A 20,127-nucleotide genomic window follows, 5' to 3' on the forward strand; every position below is an offset into this window, starting at 1 on the left:
ATATGCAAAAATAATGATTAGATTTTTGGATTATTTTATAATAATTTTATCAAGGAAACAACTGAGAAGGATAATTATTATGAAAGTTACCAATAAATCAAGCAATTTTCTACTAATATACGTTATAACATTATGTATTTTATTCATCATCTCGCCTACCACCGTCAAGGCCTTTCACAGCACTAACAATCCCACCCCTCGTGGCGAGACTATCAGTGACGTCTTCAAAAAGCCTATGCCCGAAGGTCTCACTACCACTAAGGAGCTCTTCTTATTAGGACGGATCAATAACTCCTCTAACGGGGCTTATTTCGCTAACGCAAGCAACGGTAGTGTCCCGATCGTTATTTCAACTGACAGTGCCACGACTAGCGCGACGACTTTTGGCTCAGTCTGGTCTAATATCGACAACAACAACTACATCGATCTCAATTACAAACAAACCATGTCGATGTGGCTTTATTTTGGGAATCGCAAAGAATACGCCGGTGACGGAATGGCCTTCGTCCTCCAAAACGACAGTCGCGGTATCGGCGCCTATGCCCAAAATGACAGTGGCCCGATCGGTGGTCAAACTCTCGGCGTCTGGGGAGCTGCCAATTCCAACTCAAATATTTCTGCCAAAAACGCCATCCAAAACAGTTGGGCCTTAGAGTTCGATACTTTCTTTAACAACGAATACGCTAATACGCCTGAAGCCCAAAACAGTAAGTTCGATTCGTCGCTGTCTTATTTGATTGGCAGTAAGAACCACATTGCTTACAACTACCCAGGATCAGCTTCAACTTATGGGACTGGTCGGGTGCTCAATCACTTGGGAGTGTTGGATATTTCAAAGAGCTTTGGGCAGGAGGCGTATTTGAGCGATGGAACTTGGCATCACGTCTCAGTCAGTTGGAATCCTGTTGACAGGCGTATCACCTACAAGTACAATGACCGCAATCTGGACGGTAGCCCGACCGAGGACTTCATCCAAGAAACGACCGCTCCGATCAATACCGACATCTTCCAGTTCAACAATAACTACCCCAAACTCCGCTGGGGCTTCACTGGTTCGACTGGTAAACAATCCGAAAACAACATCGTCATCTTCGAGTCCATCCCCTCACTGATCGAAGGCGAGGCTGAAGCCAAAATCATCGACATCACCCAAGACAAGGTCATCACTGCCGGCAGTACTGTCAATGGTCATGACGACTTAAAGGTCGTCTACAATCTGCACTATTCCAGTGGTAAGGAAGATTGGTCCCGCATCACCGCTAGCATGAATCTGCCCAGTCACATCGACTATACTAAAGGACTGATCACCTACGCTAATGGCTCTAGTGAGACTTTTGATCTCTCTGGACTATCTAACTATCAAGTCCAACAAAAACTATCAGAAGACCTGACTAAGGACAATCCGACCGCTACCATCGTCTTTGATGGAAGAGTACAGGAGAGCAGTTCTGAGATCCAAGTCGCCAAATCCACTTCACTATTTGAGAGTGAAGACTTGATCGTTCATGCCACGACAGACGCCTTCACCGTCAAAGTCCCTAAGGAACTGAGTATCAAATCCAATATCAACAGTGTCTTGGAACTCAAAAATAACGAAGATGCCGATCTGTCAGGAACTATTCAATACAAGAGCGGTTTAGCGATCGACAATCAGGCGCTAACTTTGCACACTGACTTCAACAATACCGGCTTCACAACTGAATCAGTCGCAAATAACAGCCAAGATGCTGGTATCTACAAGATTCACATCCCTAACAGCAACTCCACTACCGACCCGCATCTACATGAGGGAGTTAACACGATGACAGTCTTCGTCAGTGACGCTGATGGCAATCATTCCAATGCGATCATTTACACCATCAACGTCCATGGCATCTTGGAGATCAAGACGAACAATGACGTCTCCTTCAAGACTAGCTTCGGCATCTATCCTAGTCAGATCATCGAACGCAACCCCAATTGGGACGTGCAGGTGATCGACAATCGTCTATCAGGTGCCACTTGGCATCTGCAAGCCAGCGCAGACAAATTATCATCTGATGGCGTGGAGTTCAACGGTGACATCGTCTTTGTCTCGCCAGATGGGAAGGCCCATTCGATCACTGGACGTTCAGTTACGATCGCTTCCGGTCAAAAAAACAGCGATACTTCGCAGACGACTGATATTACCAACGCTTGGAATAACAGTACTGGTATCTTGTTGAAGACGACTAATACTAATGCTTCGGGCAAATACAGTGGCCAGATCACCTGGGATATCGTCGATAGTTTGTCGTGATCTTCACAACAAAAAAAGAGAAACTGAAAAATTCAGTTTCTCTTTTGGATATCTAATTACCAAATATTGACACGTTTGTCTTCATCGAGCCACATGCCGTCGTCCTTACTTACATCGAAGGCATCGTAGAACTCGTCCATATTTTGTGCTTGAACGTTGGCACGGAGTGGACCGGGTGCGTGAACGTCGGTCGATAGGAGCAACTCGTTGAATTCCTTAGTTGCCTTCAAGCGCCATACTCGTGACCAATTAATGAAGAACTTCTTCACGTCGTAGTCAGCTTCAGTCTTAGCAGCTTCTAAGGCACAGCGAAGACCTCCGACATCAGCGACATTCTCACTAACGACTAACTTACCGTTGACCTTGCCGCCAGCATATGGGATGCCGTCGAATTGATCGATCATCTTTTGCGTCAAGTCCGTAAACTTAGCGTAATCCTCATCGGTCCACCAATTGTTCATGTTACCGAACTCGTCGAATTGAGCACCATTGTTATCGAAGGCGTGTGAGATCTCATGAGCGATGACCGCACCGATACCACCGAAGTTCTCGCTACTCGTTTGCTCCAAACTATAAAATGGAGCTTGCAAGATAGCTGCTGGGAAAGTGATGTCGTTACGTGATGGATCGTAACAAGCATTGACCATATGTCCGGGCATCAACCACTTAGTCCGATCGACTGGTCTGTGGTACTTGTCGAGTGAATCTTGAATGAAGATCTGTCTGATACTACGGATATTATCGTACAACGAGTCATTTTCGTTGATACTGATCTTACTGTAAATATCATCGATCTTATCTGGATAACCGACTTTGACTTCGATCTTATCCAACTTAACGATCGCCTTTTTCTTAGTGTCTTCACTCAACCAAGTGTTGGCACTGATACGTTGCTCGTAGATTGCGATCATCTTCTTGATCATGCCACGGACATCATCCTTAGCATCTTCACCGAAGTACTTCTTACCATAATAGGTACCGACTACTTGACTGAAGAAGCCAGCCGCCTTGTGATAGGCAAACTTCGTCCGATTTTGTAATTCCTTAGCACCACTCAAGGCCAAGTTGTATTCGCCGATAACTTGACGGAATTCCTCATCCAAGTTTGAGGCATTGCCAGTTAAGAAGTTAACCATCATCCAAGCCTTGATGTTTTCAAAACTATCTTGATTGACGATCTGATCGAGATTATCCAAGTAACGAGGCTCGGTAATGATGACCTTGTCTGGAGTGTCATGGATCTGTTCTGTCACTTGCGACTTCAAGTCCAAGAACTCTGACTTGGTCACATATTCAGAGAATGGCATCGGATTGTAGATCTTAGTATAGTCAGCCCACTCTTCTGAACCTTTGACGATAGGCACCAATAACTTATCAAAGGCCAGAGCCTTGTCAACGATCGCCTTAGCATCGTCCAAGTTATAACCGATCATCGACAATAACTTCGTTGCGACTTCAGCGAATTTTTGTAACAAGAGCTTACCAGACTGGTTGTCCTCTTCATAGTAAGTCTTGTCAGGTAGGATCAAGCTGGCGCCGCCGATATAGACTACATTCTTAGATGTATCTTTCATATCAGCATCGATCGAAATATCGATCGGTAGTGGATAGCCAGCCTTGGATAATTCTGCCAATTTGTCACTGAACTCTTGTAGACTCGTAATGTCATTGATCTTTTGGATATCCTTCAAGATCGGTTGATGATGGAATTTATTCAGATGATCGACATTGTTAGCCAAGCGATATAGTTTTATGGCTTGGAGCATCAAGTCATCATCGACCTTATCCTCATCGTTGGCGAATTCGTGGAATTCCTTCATCAGAGTCTTCTCGACACCCTCATCCAAGTCCATGAACCCACCTGTACGAGGCTTATCAGCTGGAATCTCGGCTTTTTCTTGCCAAGCACCATTGACCGCTAGGTACAGGTTTTCTTGATAATCAGCAGGTTTGGCATCGATCATATCACCAGCGCCGCCTATAATTTTACTAGTAAACATACATACACCACCATCTGAGATTTTAATTACTACTATATCACTCTTTGTTTTTCATTAAAAAAATTATAAACCAGTACAATAATAAAAAAGCCTAGGATTTTTCCTAGACCTTCTAACGTGATTTATCTCTCTATCTGATAACACTTACTGATACTCTGGAGTTATTGACGATCTTTGAAGCTTGAGAACCGATCGTATTACGTGTCCGATTCTTCTCTTCAACTCCAACGATAACTAAGTCTGGCTTGAAGCTAGGGATCACTTCATCCACGATCGTTGTTCCGGGATTACCTTCAGTGACCATCAAGTGTACCTTTTCAACACCATAAGTCTTGGCCTTTTGACCATATGTTTCGAGTAATTGCTTGATCTCATTACGACGTTCCTTGAGAACTTCTGGGTCTAGTGATTGGAAGATGTTCAAGTCACCAGTCTCCAAGACTGAGGCGATGCCTAGTTCTGCGTCATAATGTTTTGCTAAAGAACAGGCATAGTTAAAGGCATTCTTCGATGATATGAAATCATCTGAATCAACACAAATCAAAATTCGAGAATACTCGATCTTCTTTACCTTATACTCTTTTAATTCATCCATCTAATCAAAACCTCCTATTATTTGAAGTCACGACCCTTATTAGCTTGGAAGTAATTGTCAAAGCGCTTAACGTAGTTATGGAACATGTAGTTCATTAACAACCAGCGTTTAAAGGACTTGTCTTTGTCATAGAAAACAGTAGTACCGATGCGGTCTTGCTTGATCAGTTCTTCAGCGTATTTGCTGGCATCATTGTCAGCAGCGTACTTTCTGAAGACCTTAACAGGAATACCCAACCACAACTTGTGTTGGGCTTTATTCTTATTAGCATAAACAGTAGGTTCATTTTCTAGACTACCTTCAATATAATCTTCAACTACGTATTTAGCAAGGTTATAGCCATTCAATGTTACAAAGAAGCTACTTCTACCTTGACGTAAGTTGATCTCGAAGAACTTGAAAGTATCATCGCGAGCATCATACTTCATATCAAAATTGGCATAGCCTGTAAATTCGATGTCTTCAAGGAATTTTTGGACTAAGTCATAGACGTCTTGATTGAATTCGGGCACGATTGCCACATAGTTACCGATTGATTGAGGAGTTGGGTCTTCCAAGATCGGATGGCCTAGACACATCATCTTAACGTGATGTTCTTGGTCAACATAGGCATTCAACACACGCATGTTGGAATCGTCACCGGGGATGAAGTCTTGCAAGATCAAGTCAGACTTATAGCCGTTGTCATAGATTTTACCGACGATATCCAGATATTCTTCATTTGAATGAATAGTGAAAGCTTTTTTTCTACCTTCAAAGTGAATGTCCAGCCACTCAACACTGTTAGCAGGCTTCAAAGCCACAGGAAAATCAAACGGAACTTCTAGCCCCGCCTTATCTTCGTCTTCATAAGCTGCTTTAGTGATGATCTTCGTCAATGGATGTGGAAGTTCATGTTCGTCAGCGACCTTATAGAAGCTCTCCTTGTTGTTTAACGTCTTCAATAGGTCATAATCAACGTATGGACAAATAAACGTCTTAGAGAGCTCTTCCTTGTGTTTACTGATAAGTTCAGCGTATCCATCTCCGCAACCGATCAAAATAACAGGTTCTTGATGATCAGCATACTTCTTAGAAATCTCACGCATCTTTTCGATAAAGACAGGATCTTCAGCAAATCCAGGATTAATAGTCAAATTTATAATTTTAGTATAGCGAGTTGGTGCCAGTTGTGCTTCGGCATAAGCATCAACTACACCACCATAAAGTTCATGGAATGCACGCGCCATACCATATACATTCATGTCACTACCTAATAATACAGGTGTGAATTTTTTTCCTGATTCAGTTTCGATAGGGATCAACCTCTTACTTTATTTAATTCATAATTTTATAAATACACACATTTCAAACAAAATTATACCATATTACAAAATATACAACGATACCATTATCAGAATTAGCTCAATAGACCTACAAAAATACCGTTTTAAGAGCTTTTTTAAGCGTTGTTAAAATCAAACAATTTCGCAAGCTAACAATTATTTATAACACATCGACGGCATTTTTTAAGCGTTATAGCGGTGAAAACAAAAAGCCAAGACAGAATTGTCTTGACTTATTTATTTTACTTGTGGTTCCACAGCAGGCTTCTTACCGCCTTCGATGAAGAAGACCTTATACCAGATCAAGAAAGTATAGATCGTCCAGATCTTACGACGATCGTCATTTTCACCCTTGTAAAAACCATCCAAGATGTCGATGATCTTGTTTTGGTCGAAGAATTCACTGACGTAATCTTCACTGAATAGTTCGTGGAATTGATGATAGACGTCCTCCGTGCGGATCCAGTCACGGATCGGTACAGGGAAGCCTAACTTCTCACGCTTAGCCCAAGCAGCTGGTAGAGCGCGTTCAGCAGCCACACGGAGTGCATACTTGCTGTCCTTGCTGTTGAGCAGATACTTCGTAGGAATACCTGCGGCTACTTCTGCTACTTCCTTATCGAGGAATGGCACACGTAGTTCCATCGAATTAGCCATACTCATGCGGTCGGCCTTCAGTAAGATGTCGTTTGACATGAATTGATGAAGATCGAGATATTGCATCTTCTTAACTTCATCATCGTAGTCAGCCACCTTACTGTAACTTCTCATGACGATGTCCTTGACAGTACGGGACTTCTCATAGTCAGGCTTGACGATATCAGCCGCTTCTTTTTCTGAGAAGATCTTAGCTTGCCCAATAAAAAACTCTTCAGCCTTAGCGGTTGATTCGTACAAGTGTAGACGACCGGGGAAGTTTGGCATCTTCTTCAAGCCATGAGCTAACTTGTAACGTGCAGACTTAGGTAGCTTCTTCAAGTCCTCGGCAAAAACACGTATCGCCTTAGAGTGAGAATGATAACCATAGTTAGCATAGCCGGCGAATAATTCATCAGCACCTTCACCTGAAAGGATAACAGTAACATCTTTGCTGGCTAATTTGGTCAAGAAGTATAATGGCACGCATGACGGATTGGAATCAGGTTCGTCCATGTAGTATTGGATCAACGGCATGGCCTTGATAGCCTCGTCCTTAGTCACGACACCACGTGTATTCTTCAAGCCTAATTGATCGGCTAGTTCCTTAGCGGCACTACCTTCTTCATACGTACTAGTATCAAAGTCGATCGAATAAGTATGTTCTGGCTTCAAAATAGCCGTAACATAACTAGAATCAACACCACTTGATAGCAATGAACCGACAGGAACATCACTGATCGCATGTTCTTTGACTGAATCACGTAGTGACTGGTCGATCTTATGGACAGTATCTTCAAAGCTCAATTGGTTCTCTTTGAACGACATGTCCCAGTACTTCTTGATGCTCAACTTGCCCTTCTTAAATGTGAAATAATGTCCTTCAGGAATCCGGAAGACATTCTTAAAGAAAGTCTCGTTAAGAGCTGAGTATTGGAAAGTTAAATAAGGCTTCAAAGCCGCCTTGTTTAGTTCTTTTTTGAAGTTAGGTTGTTCTAAAAATGACTTGATTTCTGAACCAAAAATAAACGTACCTTGGCGATTATAATAATACAGCGGTTTAATACCGAAAAAGTCTCTGGCTCCAGTAATATCACCGGTCTCTAAATCATAGATCACGAAGGCAAACATGCCACGAATTCTTTTGAGCAAGTCAACAATGCCCCATTCTTCGAATCCGTGTAACAAAACTTCGGTATCAGTATCGGTACTGAACACGTGTCCAGCCTCTAGTAAGTCTGTTCTAACATCTTGATAATTGTAGATTTCACCATTGAAGATGATAGCCTTGCTACGATCTTCATTGTATATAGGTTGCATACCACTTTTGATATCGATGATACTCAAACGGCGAAAACCTAATGCAGTATTACCGTCTACCAACTCTCCAGAACTGTTAGGTCCACGATGTTTGATGGTTTCCATCATTGATTCGATCACTGGCTTCTTGTCAGCAATATTCTTGTCTACAAATCCGACAATTCCACACATAATAATTCTCCCTTATATCTCAAAACTTACATATCTTGTTGCTGCGCCATAACCAAAAATCTGCAACCGTAATTTGTCGGGATCGATATTGATGAAATATCCAGCTAATTCAGAGATCTCATTGTATCGTCTATCCCACTTCTTGTTATAATCCGTAGTTAATCCGTGCTTTTTCCCCATCAAAGCCGAACAATTTAATATTATATGATTAATTTCCGAAACTTTATAGTACTTTTCGTAATGCATGTGCCCACAAATATAATTGGAGATCTTGGAAATACCCGTCGATGAAAAATCATACCGCACGTCTACTCCAAAGTCACCAGTAAGTTCATTTTTGATCTGCCCACGACCTTTATTATTGAAACTTACGAATATTTGTTGTACCAAATCTCCATTGAAATTCAATGCACTGCGACCACTAGGACTTATGATATTTGCATGTCCAAAAACTACGACATGCTTGTCGACAGTGTTCTCTAAAACAGTGACTAGATCTTCTAACTGCTGTTCTCTGATGCCTCTAACTTTTTTGAAGTCATACTTCTTCGAACCATTAGTTAATATATAAGGTATGTCACTAGTATCTATAAAAATAAGGCGCACATTGCCCTTGTCATACCAGCCGACTTTTGAAACTGCGTTCAATCGCAAAATATCATCTTGTTCAAAGTTGTATTTTGTGACCAAACTATCGTAGTCGTCACGATTGAAGGACGCCATGTTGACGAAACGATGCTCGTCGTACTTGTCGTTCTCATCGTGATTCCCTTCAGCTATATAAAAAGGACTGGCACTCTTTTGATAATTTTCAACAGCGAATTTTAATAACCCGCGACTAACTTCTGGCTTATCACTTCCGTCAATTAAGTCACCGAGATGAAGATTCAAATCGATCTTCAAATCATCACTAGCGCTGTTAGCCTCTATTATATGACGTATACCATTAATTCCATAGTAAGAAGCGCTAGCGATCGCCTTGGCGTGAGTATCAGTCAGAACAGAAAGAGTCACCGTTTTGTTAGACACATTCGGTCTAACGTTATTATCATAAACACCCGTAATATAATCTTTAACGAAGCGTCTCGGTTTGAGCCTATGTAAGAAACCATCAGTTCGTGTTGAAATCATTTCCGAAGGCTTTGGATTTAAAACTTTTTTAACAAAATTTTTAATATTCAATTTTTCTGTTCTCCCAATATCTCAATACTATCATTATTTTTATGAAAAAATAGTAAAAAAGTCATCTAAATACGATGGCTTTTCAAAATGTACGCAAACGATTGTTGGGAAATAATCGCCTACGAAACTCTATTTTCACACAGTATCATACTGTAATGCAATGTTTTCCTACACAAGTAAAATTTGATAGGCCTTACGTGTCCCGTCATCTACGTCCATAGTGATATTTCCTTTTTCTATGAATCCGCATTCAGTGATGACGTGTTGCATGACCAAGTTATCAGGATGGGTGTCGATCCTCACGTCACGGTAGCCGAGGTAATAAGAGATCGTCAACAACTGTTGTAACAAGGCGGTGTACAGCATCTTCGTCTGGTGACCAGATTCAACGGCGATCCGATGGATGATCGAGTAAGTCACACCTGAATCTTCACTCCAGTTACCTTTATCGATATTTTGATAGTCACGGTCATAGCCTTGTTGTAAGGCCGCCGTACCCACGACTTTTCCGTCTGTGACTAAGACATAGTTGATGCCTTCTTCAATGTCACGCTTCAAAATCTCATCATCAGGATAACCCGCCTGCCACTGATCGACCCCGCGGTCGAATAAGGCCTTCTTCGTGCCATTGATTATAGCAACGACTTGGTCGTAATCATCCAGATGTGCTTGCCGCAAATAAATGTTAGTCATTAAACTACCCCCTTGATCTAATTGGATAATTTTTTCTCATGAAAAGTTCCACTCAAAACAATCAAAACACAGGCGTATACAAACTGTTGTATGGCAACTGGGATCAGAGCCGTAATCGAAGACTGTTCTTGGAAAATCGTAATCATCTGAGAAACTGGTGGCAAAAACCAACTAATGTAGTGCAATAGATCGATGCTACTACCAGCTAGTGCCACGTATACAAGTATTATTATACCCATTTGTCCCACGTATGGGTGATTATTCCACTGTGATTTACACAAAAAGGCAATTCCCACACCTACAAAGCCAGTTGTAGCTAATGACATTATGGCAACTAGGTCGACTAGGATGTTGGGACTGATCATAAAGCTGAATAAAAAGACAACGATCGCGCTGAATATCGTGATCAAAAATAGCGTTAAAACTTGCATCAAAAAGTACAGCCAGTAATTGCTGATCTTCTGCACGAAGTACTGGTTGTATTGTGTATCGTTCTTCAAAAAATTCATACTCGTCAATAACAACATCAAAAAAATACCGACGATCAAAAAACCAAACTTCTCGTCCGTCTTCAATGATAATAACGAGTTCATCGTCAATTCAAATGCCAAGAATGACAATAAGAGCGTCGGGTACAAGAAATTTTGTAACACCGAGTTCATAAAATTATTCATCAAAATTTTAGCCTTCAAGGATTCTTGCCCCCTCAAATTGATAATTCAAATCTATCATTTCCTTGATGAAAGCATCTTTCATCCCTAAGGGAACCTTTAATTCAACTAAACTACTGACATTAGCTGCCAGATAATGACTGATGTCAGTCGTCAGAGCCATCGAATTGGACTTGACCGTGAATATCAGCATACACTTGATCTCCGTATCCTTGTCCTTGACTAATTCCATGGACTTATTCTTCATAATATAATTATTATCAAAATAACTCGTCATGCTGCCGTCCTGTGTCGAGCTAGCAATGATCACTCCTGAACCGTTGTCGGCTAAGTCTTGGATTATCTCTAGCATGTTGGACTTGTACTTGTTGTTTTGGAACGAAAATGGCTCATCGAGCAATAAGACGTTGGGGTGTCCTGAAACGGCAGCCAAAAAGTCTACCCGCTGTCTCAAGCCAAACGATAACTGACGAACTTGCCGATCCAAATACGGACTCATCCCCATGAAGGCGATCAATCCCTTGAGTTGCTCTCTAGAAACAGCTAATTTGCCACTCAATTGCCGGATCTCATCCAGATACAGCCCGACAGTTTGATTGATGATCTGTGGGTCGAATTGAGGTAGATAGCCGATCCGAACTCCCGGTGTGAAGGTTAGCTTACCACTGTCGGCTTTTTTGAGCTTAGCTAGTGCTGATAACAATTGTGTCTTGCCGCTGCCGCTGTCACCAACTACACTGATGATCTCATTTTGAGACAAAGAAAAGGTTACATGCTTGAATGCAAAGTAACCTTCGTTTTGTAAAGATAAATCTTTAACTGTTATTAATTCCACTATTGCCAGTCCTCGATTGCATGAGCTGCTAATCCGATCGATAAGATTGCATCCTTGGAGATTGAGTTCCTAACATCAGCGACAATTGTATTGTTATAAACAGCACCGATAACTACAAATGAGTAGGTTACTAAATTCAAGTCCGTCTTGGCCTTATATTCACCATCAGAATATGGATCTTCATGATTGTAAGTGAAGTTGATCTGGTGCTCTGACAGTGAGCCATCCACGTGGTTCACTTGCACACGGTCTTGTAATTCACTCAACTTATGAGTTGGATTTTGTAACGTCAGCCTATGATCAGATTCGTTTTGGTAATAATCATCCTCTGTCATATCGAAGTATTCTTTAATCGGTTTTCTCAACACTTCCAAAGAATCGATTATCTCGTATACCTTTGCGGCATCGAACTTTTCGTTTTTCTTTTCGATGTCCTTGTCGTTTTTATCTAGCCACTCGGCTAATTTACTAATAGTCTCAGAATCCATAATTTTCCTCCATTGATTCTATTATACTGAAAAACATTTCTATTTGAAGTCACAGCTATCTAAATGATCATTAATTACCCCAACGGCTTGCAAAAATGAATAAACAATCGTTGGACCAACAAAACGAAAACCACGTTTCTTCAAGTCCTTACTGATGGTTTCAGATAATTTTGTTTGAGCTGGCATTTGTTCCATGTCACTATAATGATTAATTATTGGCTTATTATCAACAAATTTCCAAATATAATCCGAAAAATTTTCATTTTGGTCGTGCATTTGCTTGATCAAGCGGGCATTATTGATCGTCGCACTGACCTTCAGCTTATTGCGGATAATCCCTGGATCTTGCAGTAACTCTGACTTCTTAGCGTCATCGAACTGAGCGACTTGATCCACATCGAAGTCCAAAAAGGCCTCCCGATAGCCTTGGCGTCGCTTGATAACGGTCGACCAAGACAGGCCCGCCTGTGATAATTCCAAGGTCAACATCTCGAAGAAATATCTCTCGTCGTGGCTGACCTTGCACCACTCATTGTCATGATAACTTTGCATTGCTTCTGAACTATCTGCCCATGGACATCTCATCGTTTTTCCTCCACATAAAAAAGAGCGTGGGAAAGCACAGAAATGAAGTTTAGATTCATTCCCAGCGCTCTTCCTCGCTCCTCATGATATTTTTTATAGTTTGTCATTCTCTGTATCTGTACGAACGATGATAACATCCGTTCTAGCATTACGAGTAACATATTCTGAAACTGAACCGACTAATAGACGAGTAACAGCATTCATACCAGTTGAACCGATCATGATCAAGTCATTCTTGTATTCTTCAACGAACTCATCTGAGATGACCGTCTTTGGTTCACCGAAACGAACGTGGATATCGATCTCGTCTGCTTCGAAGCCATCCTTTACAGCATCATCTTTTAGTTCATTAAGATATTTTTGAGCATCCTCTGATAGTTGGTAAATTACATCCCCATTCAACATGCCACCGTGCAATCCGATGAATTGCTTAGTATCTAGGACGGTCAGAACATCTAGGTGACCACCATTCATCTTGGCAACTATCACAGCCTTGCGGAATGCCATTTCGGCTTCCTTTGATCCATCTACGGGTACTAAAATCTTCTTGTAGTCTTGTTCCATAATGTAATCCTCCTAAACGAGCTGCAGCTTGGCATCTCGGTTATTTTCAATGTCTTTATTGAAAACTTCTTAATGTAAGATTAATGCATTAATATAGATTATTCAATCTTTTGTATTGCTTAACTACATTATATCAGTGAAAGGACATTAATGTGCGTGCTAATTGATTGGCGACCGCCTCATAATTGTCAAAAATCGTCTTTTCATCGAATTTATTGACACTATACTCTGACATTTGAGCTGAAAATATACCTGTAAACAACTGCTCGTAATCCTCAAAATTATCAATAAAATTATTACACAATACAAATGTGGGTATCCGATTGTTACCCGCGATCTTACTCAGGTGATACAGTAATTCATCATGCATCGATGCCGCCGAGATGTCATCCGTAGCCGTAACTAGGACATCAGCCGACTGGATCGTTTGGTCCATCCCCGTGACATTGGCGACCCACTCGAATGACGATCGAAAGATGTGGGCACCGATCATGGCGAAAGCACCCGCCAACGTCTTGATGGCGTCAGAATTAGGCATCGGATGTATGTCTAAATTATACTTCTCATTGACCTTTTCGGTAACATAAACCAAATTATCTTCTAAAAAACTTTTTTGGGCCTCGTTCAAATATTCGATATTGCTCTGCATCTCATAGCCACTAGAGTAATTCAACAAGACTGTGATCCTCGTTCTAAATGGTAGGATCTGCTCGATACCATCCAAGTCGATCGTATGACCACTGATAAGGGGGTTCTCCCCCTCAGGTATGATCTGACCTTGTTCGTCATAGATCTTCGCTCCTAGAGCTTGTAAGGCTCCTAGACCGCCGTCAGCTACCGCCGTCTTACCTAGACAGATCACGATATTCTTGTGACCACTGGAGATGGCATCGAGAATGAATTCCCCCAAGCCGTGACTAGTCGCATGGAACAACTCATCACGTGTCTTGCCGACTGCCAATTCCCAACCGACGATCTGTTCAGAATCCATAATAGCCGTATCTTGCCCATCGATCTTGGTGATCAAATACCGACCTAACTTATTGTGCCAGAAGGCATCGAAGAATGGTAACTCCGCCCACTGACCGCCTATCGTATGCTTGACTAACGCTGGCATGCCGTCACGACTATCCGTAACTGGCATAGTAATTATCTCTGCATTCGGCAAAGCACGCGAAATACCGCTATATATAGCCTGACCAATCTTTCGAGAGCTAATATGGTCAGAATATTTCCCCGGAGCGATGATAAATTTCATGGATATTCTTCCTTTTTGTTATAATAAACTAGAAACATTTATCTAGATATAGAGAGGTATGACTATGGACAAAGCTACAAAGCAATCACATCGTATTTTGGATCTTGAGAAAGGTCGTAATTTTCGTGAACTCGGTGGATATAAGACTATGGATGGTCAGATCATCAAGTATCACAAAGTCTTGCGCTCAGCTGGTTTAGGTGATCTCACTGATAAGGATGTGGATTACCTCGGTGATTACGGATTGAAGACTGATATCGACTTCCGTTCGAAAGACGAAGCTGACAAGAAACCCGATCGCATCCCCACAGGAACCAAGTATCTTTCACTTCCCGTCTTCAAGGAAGACGAAACGGAAGCATCTAGAATCCAAGAGACGTCGATCCCTGAGCTAGACTACGTACCGATCGACGGTTACAATCACATGCTCGAAGCCTACCTTGATATGATCAATGGCGAGCAGGCTAAGAAAGCATATCAAAACTTCTTCGGTGAGTTGTTGACCAACGAGACCGATAACGAAGTTCTCTTGTTTCATTGTAGTGCCGGTAAAGACCGTACAGGTATGGGCGCCTTCTTCTTGATGTCTGCCCTAGGCGTACCGATGACGACCATCAAAGATGATTATTTATTGACTAACAAGGCCAGCAAGCCATACACTGACCACTTGTTGAGTGAAGTCCTCGAACACGAGCCTTCACTGGTAGAAACGATCAGAGACCTCATGACCGTCAACATCAATTACTTAGAAACTGCTGAAAAAGCTATAAAAAAATCATCAGGAAGTATAAATAATTATATCAAAGATGAGTTAAAAGTTAGTGACAATGATATCAAGGATTTGAAAAAAATCTATTTGATTTAAGTTTCATCCCAAAGCTTCTTCTTTCTGTAACAATTGGGTCATACTTTCTTCACATTTACTAGTTATTATATAACCATAAGCTAAAGGAAAACGAATAACACCTTAACTTATAACCCTCCCTATATAATAATCTTCATATAAAATAGATATTAATTCTCACAATTACAACTTAGTGACCCTCCTTCCCCCCTGATATAGGGTCACCGTAAAAAAAAATCCGCTGGATGTACTCATCCAACGGATTTTTTTTGTTTTCTCATAAGTTTTAATTTTGGGTCTCTGTACACTGTAAATAGTCAATTTTCACAGTCGCTATGGATACTTTTATAACCCCATTCGTGGTATATTTAACATATATTAAATATATTTTAATGTATTTATATAATTGTTTTGATGGATTTGCATTTACTAGATTTAATAAACATGAAATTATTTCTCGGGGGTGGATATTTTGAAAAAGCAAGTGAAAAAAATTCCGGTACCAACGCACTATGATCAACCAACTAAGAGTTACAAAGATGGTAAGTGGCTAGTCTGTGCCAACATCGCTGCTCTGAGTATGGGGCTGACTTTCACACTCAACAACGTACAGGCAGCAGAGACGGATAACACAGTATCGTCTACTCAAAACACAGACACCAAGACTGCCGACAGTTCTAAAACTACGACTGAGACGAAGCCCGTCTCATCTGTAACGAACAGTGAACCGGAAACTGCTAGTAATAAGGATGCTACTGTAGGGGCAACTGATAATACTGGTAATACTGATGGTAATAAGGATGCTACTGTAGGAGTAACTGATAATACCGGTAACACTGATGGTAATAAGGCTGCTACTGTAGGAGCAACTGATAATACCGGTAACACTGATGGTAATAAGGCTGCTACTGTAGGAGCAACTGATAATACTAACGACATAGAGAACACTGACAAGAATCCAGTCACAACTGACGGTATAGAGGTAACTGAAAAAGCGACTCCAACCGCCTTATCAACGACTGCTTTAGATACACCAGCAACTACGACCGATACCGAGCCGGCAGGAGATTTGGACGAGACTTATAATACAGCTAAAGACCAGACCGACGCGGCCAATGCTGCAGCGAATACAGCCAATCAAGATTTGGCTGATTTGCAAAAACTGCTCAACGATCCTGACTTGAAGACTACTGAAGGCTGGCAAAAAACGTTACAAGCTGCTTTGACGAAATTTCAGACAAGTTCTGAGACGTTCAGTGGTTCTGTAGAAACCACGGATGCTACGGTAGCCGCTTATCAAAAAGCCATTGACGCTTTGATCACCAGCAAACCTAACGCGGTCGACCAAGTGACACAAGGCGGCGACAAAACGGGCAACACCATTGGCGACTATGATAAGTTAGCTAAAGATTACCAAGACGAAGTTGCAAAGCAAATAGCTAGTCTTCAAAACGACCTCACTAAGTATGACGATGCCACTGCGGTGAACACAGCCCAGACTGAGTTACAGACAGCCGCTGAGGCTTTGAATACCGCTATCGGTGCTGCTGACACAACCGTCGCTAACTTGACCGATTTGAAGTCCGCCTATGATACGGCTTTGACGGCTTACAATGCGGCAGTGACCGCTTATAACGATAAATTGACAACGGATACTGATGATATTCCGACCATCGAGACTAACGAGACAAACGGCACGGAGGACACTAAAAATCCTAGCGACCAAGCCTTTAAAGATTTGAAAAACTATTTGAACACTAAAGAAACTTATACCGCAGCTAACGATGCCTACGATGAGACGACCAGTAAAGCCGACCAGGTGACTGCGGATTTGACAGCTTGGCAAGCGGCGGTCAAAAATTACAATGCGGCTTTGAAGACGTTACAAGATATTGATTTGTCAGATATCACCGCCGCAGATGCGAAAGAAATCGAAGCGGCCAAACAAGCGGTACAAGATGCCTCTACTGCAACGATCACCGCTCAAAAAGCCTATGACGCTGCCATTGCTGCCGATACTGCCGATACTTCCGATCCAAAAGATACTAGCGATTTGGCCAGCACAGCCAAAGAGTTGAATGACAAACTGGCAGTTTTACAGACGACAGTCGATGCTTGGAATGAGACTTATACGGCGTATTTAGCCGCAGTGAAAAATAAGGCAACTGAAGGTATCACCATGCCGGATTTACCGGATTTGGGGACTTTAGGCCAAAGCGTTACCAACGCCCAAACGGCATTAAGTGGTTCTACAGCGGACTTACAAACGAGCCAAGATAAGTACCAAGCCGCCTTAGACGCTTATCAGGCTGCGTTAGACGCTAACAAAATTGATAAAAAAGCTACGGATGGCGTTTTGCCAGATTTGACAGCCTTCAATGCCAGTTTGCAAACGCAATTCACCGCTAACAACAAGACGATGGCTAGCGCTGAAGCTTTAGTCGCTGTGAAAAATGCCGAACGCGCTTTACAACAAAAGGTCAATGAAATCAATGGTTATGTGACGGGGATCAATAATACGCAAGCGGTTTGGCAGGCGACTTCGGATGCCGGTGCTGAAACCGGAGCTTGGAATTTATTAGCCAAGCAATTGGCGGCCGTCGGTGGTCAATTCTTGGCAACCGGTGCTGCTTATAAAGATGCGGGTGCGAATTATGAGACGTTGGTGAACAACTATTTGGCAACTATTACAGCTTATAATGATACTGTCACCGAAAAGGATCGCTTAGTAGCGTCAACTTACACAAAAGTCGCAGACGTTACTAAAAACATCAGTGACTTTCAAGATTCTATGAGCAACTTCAAAGAGGCTTATAAAACTCTGATGGAAACCATTACAGCTAATGCCCCTGATGCAGAAGCAAATGAAAAGGCCCAGACTAGCTTGAGCAATGGGACCCAACTGTCAACGGATGGTACGCCATCAAAGGTCGTTGCGTTAGGTGAGATATTTGCTCCGCAAGGAATTTATATGATCGGCGGGTCGAGCTTAGAGAGCATTGCCGGTCAGCCTTTTAATGAGGATGATCTGGCAGACGGTTTAGTTAACTTTAACAGTGGTATGGAGAATTTTGACACTGATGATCTAGGCACGATCAGAAAAGCGAAGTTAATAAAAGGTGAGGATGCACAGGGCAATCCAATTTACATGCTATCTGAGGCCGATAAAGAACGCTGGATGGGTGTTTTTAGGCAAAACTTACTGCCGACCTTTGTGGACAATGATAAGACTTATCATTTGGCGGGTTATTTTGTTCCGGGGACAGATACTGATGCCACTAACCCGAAACAACCTGATGGTTATTATACGTTTACGACCCTAGATCCAATCACCGAATTTTTCAATAATTTTTTGGGTAGTACGCTGAATCTCCGTACGAATCCTAGCTTTTATTTCTATTATGTGGCTGAACCGGATGGTATAACGAAGACAGAGACCGATGAAGAGGGCCAAACAAGTACGATTTCGGCCATTACGATGCCAACCGCCGAAAGTATTGCCGATTTAACGGCAGTGAATACGGCCTTGGCGTTAACTGCCGAGGGCACATTGACTGCAGAACCTAAAGTCAATAGTTTGGCTAACCCGGCGACGTTGACTTATCTTAGCGGCCAGAGGGCTAATACAGATCTTTCTAAGTTGGATATCAGTCAAGCGCCAATCCTTACTTTGAACCATGTGACGAAACCAACGAACCCCAGTGGTGGCGGTAGTACGACGACGGATCCAAAAGATCCGACTGACCCAGAGACACCGACCGATCCTGAAGATCCGACCGATCCAACGGACCCAACGAATCCAGAGACACCGACTGATCCCGATGGTGAAGATCCTGACGGTAATGGTGACCCAAATAACCCAAGTGACCCCAACGATCCGAACACACCTGACGATCCTGATGATAACGTAGTTCACGATAACGATACTGACACAGCACCGTCTGGAGATACTATGGAGACGATCTATACTAGCCAAAAACACGGTTATAGTATCGTGGTCAATTCACAGGTTAGCCAAGCAAAAACACTGAATACTCTACCACAGACGGGCGAAAGTCAAAATCGTGGTATCTTACAATCACTCGGTGCGGCACTGCTTGCATTGGCAGCCATCTTTGGAGCGGGTTATCGCAAACAAGAAACTAAATAAGTAAATCTGAAATGATTCTGATTATGACTGGTATTGGTGAAAACTGATACCAGTTTTTTTGCGTAAAAAAATAGAAGACTTGAAGTTCAAGTCTCCTACTAATCGTTCCACACGATCCTTTAAACTAGGAATTTTACATCATGTTTCTTTGTGAAAACATTCTCTAAGTATACTGCAAGGATCACAGCAGTAACTGCAACTGCGGGCATGGAATATCGATACTCCAACACGAATAGTAACATTAGTAATACTATTACCACAGCCATAATTGAGATTTTTGTTAATTGACGTACGATTTGCATTGTCATAATAATCCACCCCTTAGTTGATTTGAATTGGGAACTTTCAGTTTTCCGTTTACATTCTGATAGCTCTCTCCATCTGCTAAACTACCATGTCCTAGAGGGATTTACAAGCATCTGATTCGCCCATTTGGGGGGATTTTGCAAACGTTTACTTTTTTCTAATAATGAGTCTGCCTATCTTAGACAGAATTAAGAAATGAATGTAAGGGCGAGTAGGTTTTTCAAAA

16 protein-coding genes are annotated in these 20,127 nt (G+C 42.0%); 3 read left to right on the forward strand and 13 right to left on the reverse strand.

Translation table 11 applies throughout. The features are described 5' to 3' along the window. Positions 1-79 precede the first annotated feature (79 nt). Positions 80-2,278, forward strand: coding sequence for an L-type lectin family protein (locus AC27FM_RS10230; protein WP_487087992.1), 2,199 nt, complete (start codon positions 80-82; stop codon positions 2,276-2,278). A gap of 56 nt (positions 2,279-2,334) precedes the next feature. On the opposite strand, the gene AC27FM_RS10235 is transcribed toward AC27FM_RS10230, so the two are convergent. The 12 genes from AC27FM_RS10235 to AC27FM_RS10290 form a co-directional block, all read right to left on the reverse strand. Next, complete coding sequence (locus tag AC27FM_RS10235; RefSeq protein ID WP_487087994.1) at positions 2,335-4,278, reverse strand: M13 family metallopeptidase; 1,944 nt, start codon at positions 4,276-4,278, stop codon at positions 2,335-2,337. 130 nt (positions 4,279-4,408) lie between these two features. Continuing rightward, a complete protein-coding gene (locus AC27FM_RS10240; protein ID WP_487087996.1) occupies positions 4,409-4,873 on the reverse strand; it encodes a universal stress protein in 465 nt (154 codons plus the stop codon). Between the two features lie 17 nt (positions 4,874-4,890). Then, positions 4,891-6,117 (reverse strand): carboxylate--amine ligase, encoded by a 1,227-nt coding sequence (locus AC27FM_RS10245; protein WP_487088258.1) that lies wholly within the window; start codon positions 6,115-6,117, stop codon positions 4,891-4,893. 318 nt (positions 6,118-6,435) lie between these two features. Next, entirely contained in the window at positions 6,436-8,325 is a 1,890-nt protein-coding gene (gene asnB, locus AC27FM_RS10250; RefSeq protein WP_487087998.1) for an asparagine synthase (glutamine-hydrolyzing), read from the reverse strand. A 12-nt stretch (positions 8,326-8,337) separates the two neighbouring features. After that, the gene (locus tag AC27FM_RS10255; protein WP_487088000.1) at positions 8,338-9,507 is read right to left on the reverse strand and encodes a metallophosphoesterase family protein; all 1,170 of its coding nucleotides are present in this window, start codon (positions 9,505-9,507) and stop codon (positions 8,338-8,340) included. A gap of 168 nt (positions 9,508-9,675) precedes the next feature. After that, positions 9,676-10,200, reverse strand: coding sequence for a GNAT family N-acetyltransferase (locus tag AC27FM_RS10260; protein ID WP_487088001.1), 525 nt, complete (start codon positions 10,198-10,200; stop codon positions 9,676-9,678). A 17-nt stretch (positions 10,201-10,217) separates the two neighbouring features. Continuing rightward, entirely contained in the window at positions 10,218-10,892 is a 675-nt protein-coding gene (locus AC27FM_RS10265) for a hypothetical protein (protein WP_487088002.1), read from the reverse strand. After that, positions 10,882-11,706 carry an ATP-binding cassette domain-containing protein gene (locus tag AC27FM_RS10270; protein ID WP_487088004.1) on the reverse strand — a complete coding sequence of 275 codons (825 nt, stop codon included), beginning with the start codon at positions 11,704-11,706 and terminating at the stop codon, positions 10,882-10,884. Before AC27FM_RS10270 ends, AC27FM_RS10265 begins: the two co-directional genes overlap by 11 nt. Beyond that, positions 11,706-12,194, reverse strand: coding sequence for a hypothetical protein (locus AC27FM_RS10275; RefSeq protein ID WP_487088006.1), 489 nt, complete (start codon positions 12,192-12,194; stop codon positions 11,706-11,708). The genes AC27FM_RS10270 and AC27FM_RS10275 overlap by 1 nt, the downstream gene beginning before the upstream one ends. Positions 12,195-12,233: 39 nt before the next feature. Continuing rightward, complete coding sequence (locus tag AC27FM_RS10280) at positions 12,234-12,779, reverse strand: DNA-3-methyladenine glycosylase I (RefSeq protein ID WP_487088008.1); 546 nt, start codon at positions 12,777-12,779, stop codon at positions 12,234-12,236. A 93-nt stretch (positions 12,780-12,872) separates the two neighbouring features. Next, positions 12,873-13,343: a universal stress protein gene (locus AC27FM_RS10285; protein WP_487088010.1), complete on the reverse strand. Its 471-nt coding sequence runs from the start codon at positions 13,341-13,343 to the stop codon at positions 12,873-12,875. Positions 13,344-13,476: 133 nt separating this feature from the next. After that, entirely contained in the window at positions 13,477-14,601 is a 1,125-nt protein-coding gene (locus AC27FM_RS10290) for a glycerate kinase (RefSeq protein ID WP_487088012.1), read from the reverse strand. Between the two features lie 64 nt (positions 14,602-14,665). Between AC27FM_RS10290 and AC27FM_RS10295 the strand changes: the two genes are divergently transcribed. After that, positions 14,666-15,466: a tyrosine-protein phosphatase gene (locus AC27FM_RS10295; RefSeq protein WP_487088014.1), complete on the forward strand. Its 801-nt coding sequence runs from the start codon at positions 14,666-14,668 to the stop codon at positions 15,464-15,466. Between the two features lie 451 nt (positions 15,467-15,917). Continuing rightward, entirely contained in the window at positions 15,918-19,595 is a 3,678-nt protein-coding gene (locus AC27FM_RS10300) for an LPXTG cell wall anchor domain-containing protein (protein ID WP_487088015.1), read from the forward strand. A gap of 119 nt (positions 19,596-19,714) precedes the next feature. Here AC27FM_RS10300 and AC27FM_RS10305 read toward each other — a convergent pair whose 3' ends face one another. Next, positions 19,715-19,903, reverse strand: coding sequence for a hypothetical protein (locus tag AC27FM_RS10305; protein ID WP_487088017.1), 189 nt, complete (start codon positions 19,901-19,903; stop codon positions 19,715-19,717). Between the last annotated feature and the right edge of the window lie 224 nt (positions 19,904-20,127).

It is taken from the genome of Companilactobacillus sp. y65-5 (assembly GCF_057541095.1).

What these genes read in the sequence shown, in the direction of transcription:
- AC27FM_RS10230 (WP_487087992.1), top strand. Translation starts at nt 80, where the DNA reads ATGAAAGTTACCAATAAATCAAGCAATTTTCTACTAATATACGTTATA.
- AC27FM_RS10235 (WP_487087994.1), bottom strand. Translation starts at nt 4,278, where the DNA reads ATGTTTACTAGTAAAATTATAGGCGGCGCTGGTGATATGATCGATGCC.
- AC27FM_RS10240 (WP_487087996.1), bottom strand. Translation starts at nt 4,873, where the DNA reads ATGGATGAATTAAAAGAGTATAAGGTAAAGAAGATCGAGTATTCTCGA.
- AC27FM_RS10245 (WP_487088258.1), bottom strand. Translation starts at nt 6,117, where the DNA reads ATGAATGTATATGGTATGGCGCGTGCATTCCATGAACTTTATGGTGGT.
- asnB (WP_487087998.1), bottom strand. Translation starts at nt 8,325, where the DNA reads ATGTGTGGAATTGTCGGATTTGTAGACAAGAATATTGCTGACAAGAAG.
- AC27FM_RS10260 (WP_487088001.1), bottom strand. Translation starts at nt 10,200, where the DNA reads ATGACTAACATTTATTTGCGGCAAGCACATCTGGATGATTACGACCAA.
- AC27FM_RS10275 (WP_487088006.1), bottom strand. Translation starts at nt 12,194, where the DNA reads ATGGATTCTGAGACTATTAGTAAATTAGCCGAGTGGCTAGATAAAAAC.
- AC27FM_RS10280 (WP_487088008.1), bottom strand. Translation starts at nt 12,779, where the DNA reads ATGAGATGTCCATGGGCAGATAGTTCAGAAGCAATGCAAAGTTATCAT.
- AC27FM_RS10285 (WP_487088010.1), bottom strand. Translation starts at nt 13,343, where the DNA reads ATGGAACAAGACTACAAGAAGATTTTAGTACCCGTAGATGGATCAAAG.
- AC27FM_RS10290 (WP_487088012.1), bottom strand. Translation starts at nt 14,601, where the DNA reads ATGAAATTTATCATCGCTCCGGGGAAATATTCTGACCATATTAGCTCT.
- AC27FM_RS10295 (WP_487088014.1), top strand. Translation starts at nt 14,666, where the DNA reads ATGGACAAAGCTACAAAGCAATCACATCGTATTTTGGATCTTGAGAAA.
- AC27FM_RS10305 (WP_487088017.1), bottom strand. Translation starts at nt 19,903, where the DNA reads ATGACAATGCAAATCGTACGTCAATTAACAAAAATCTCAATTATGGCT.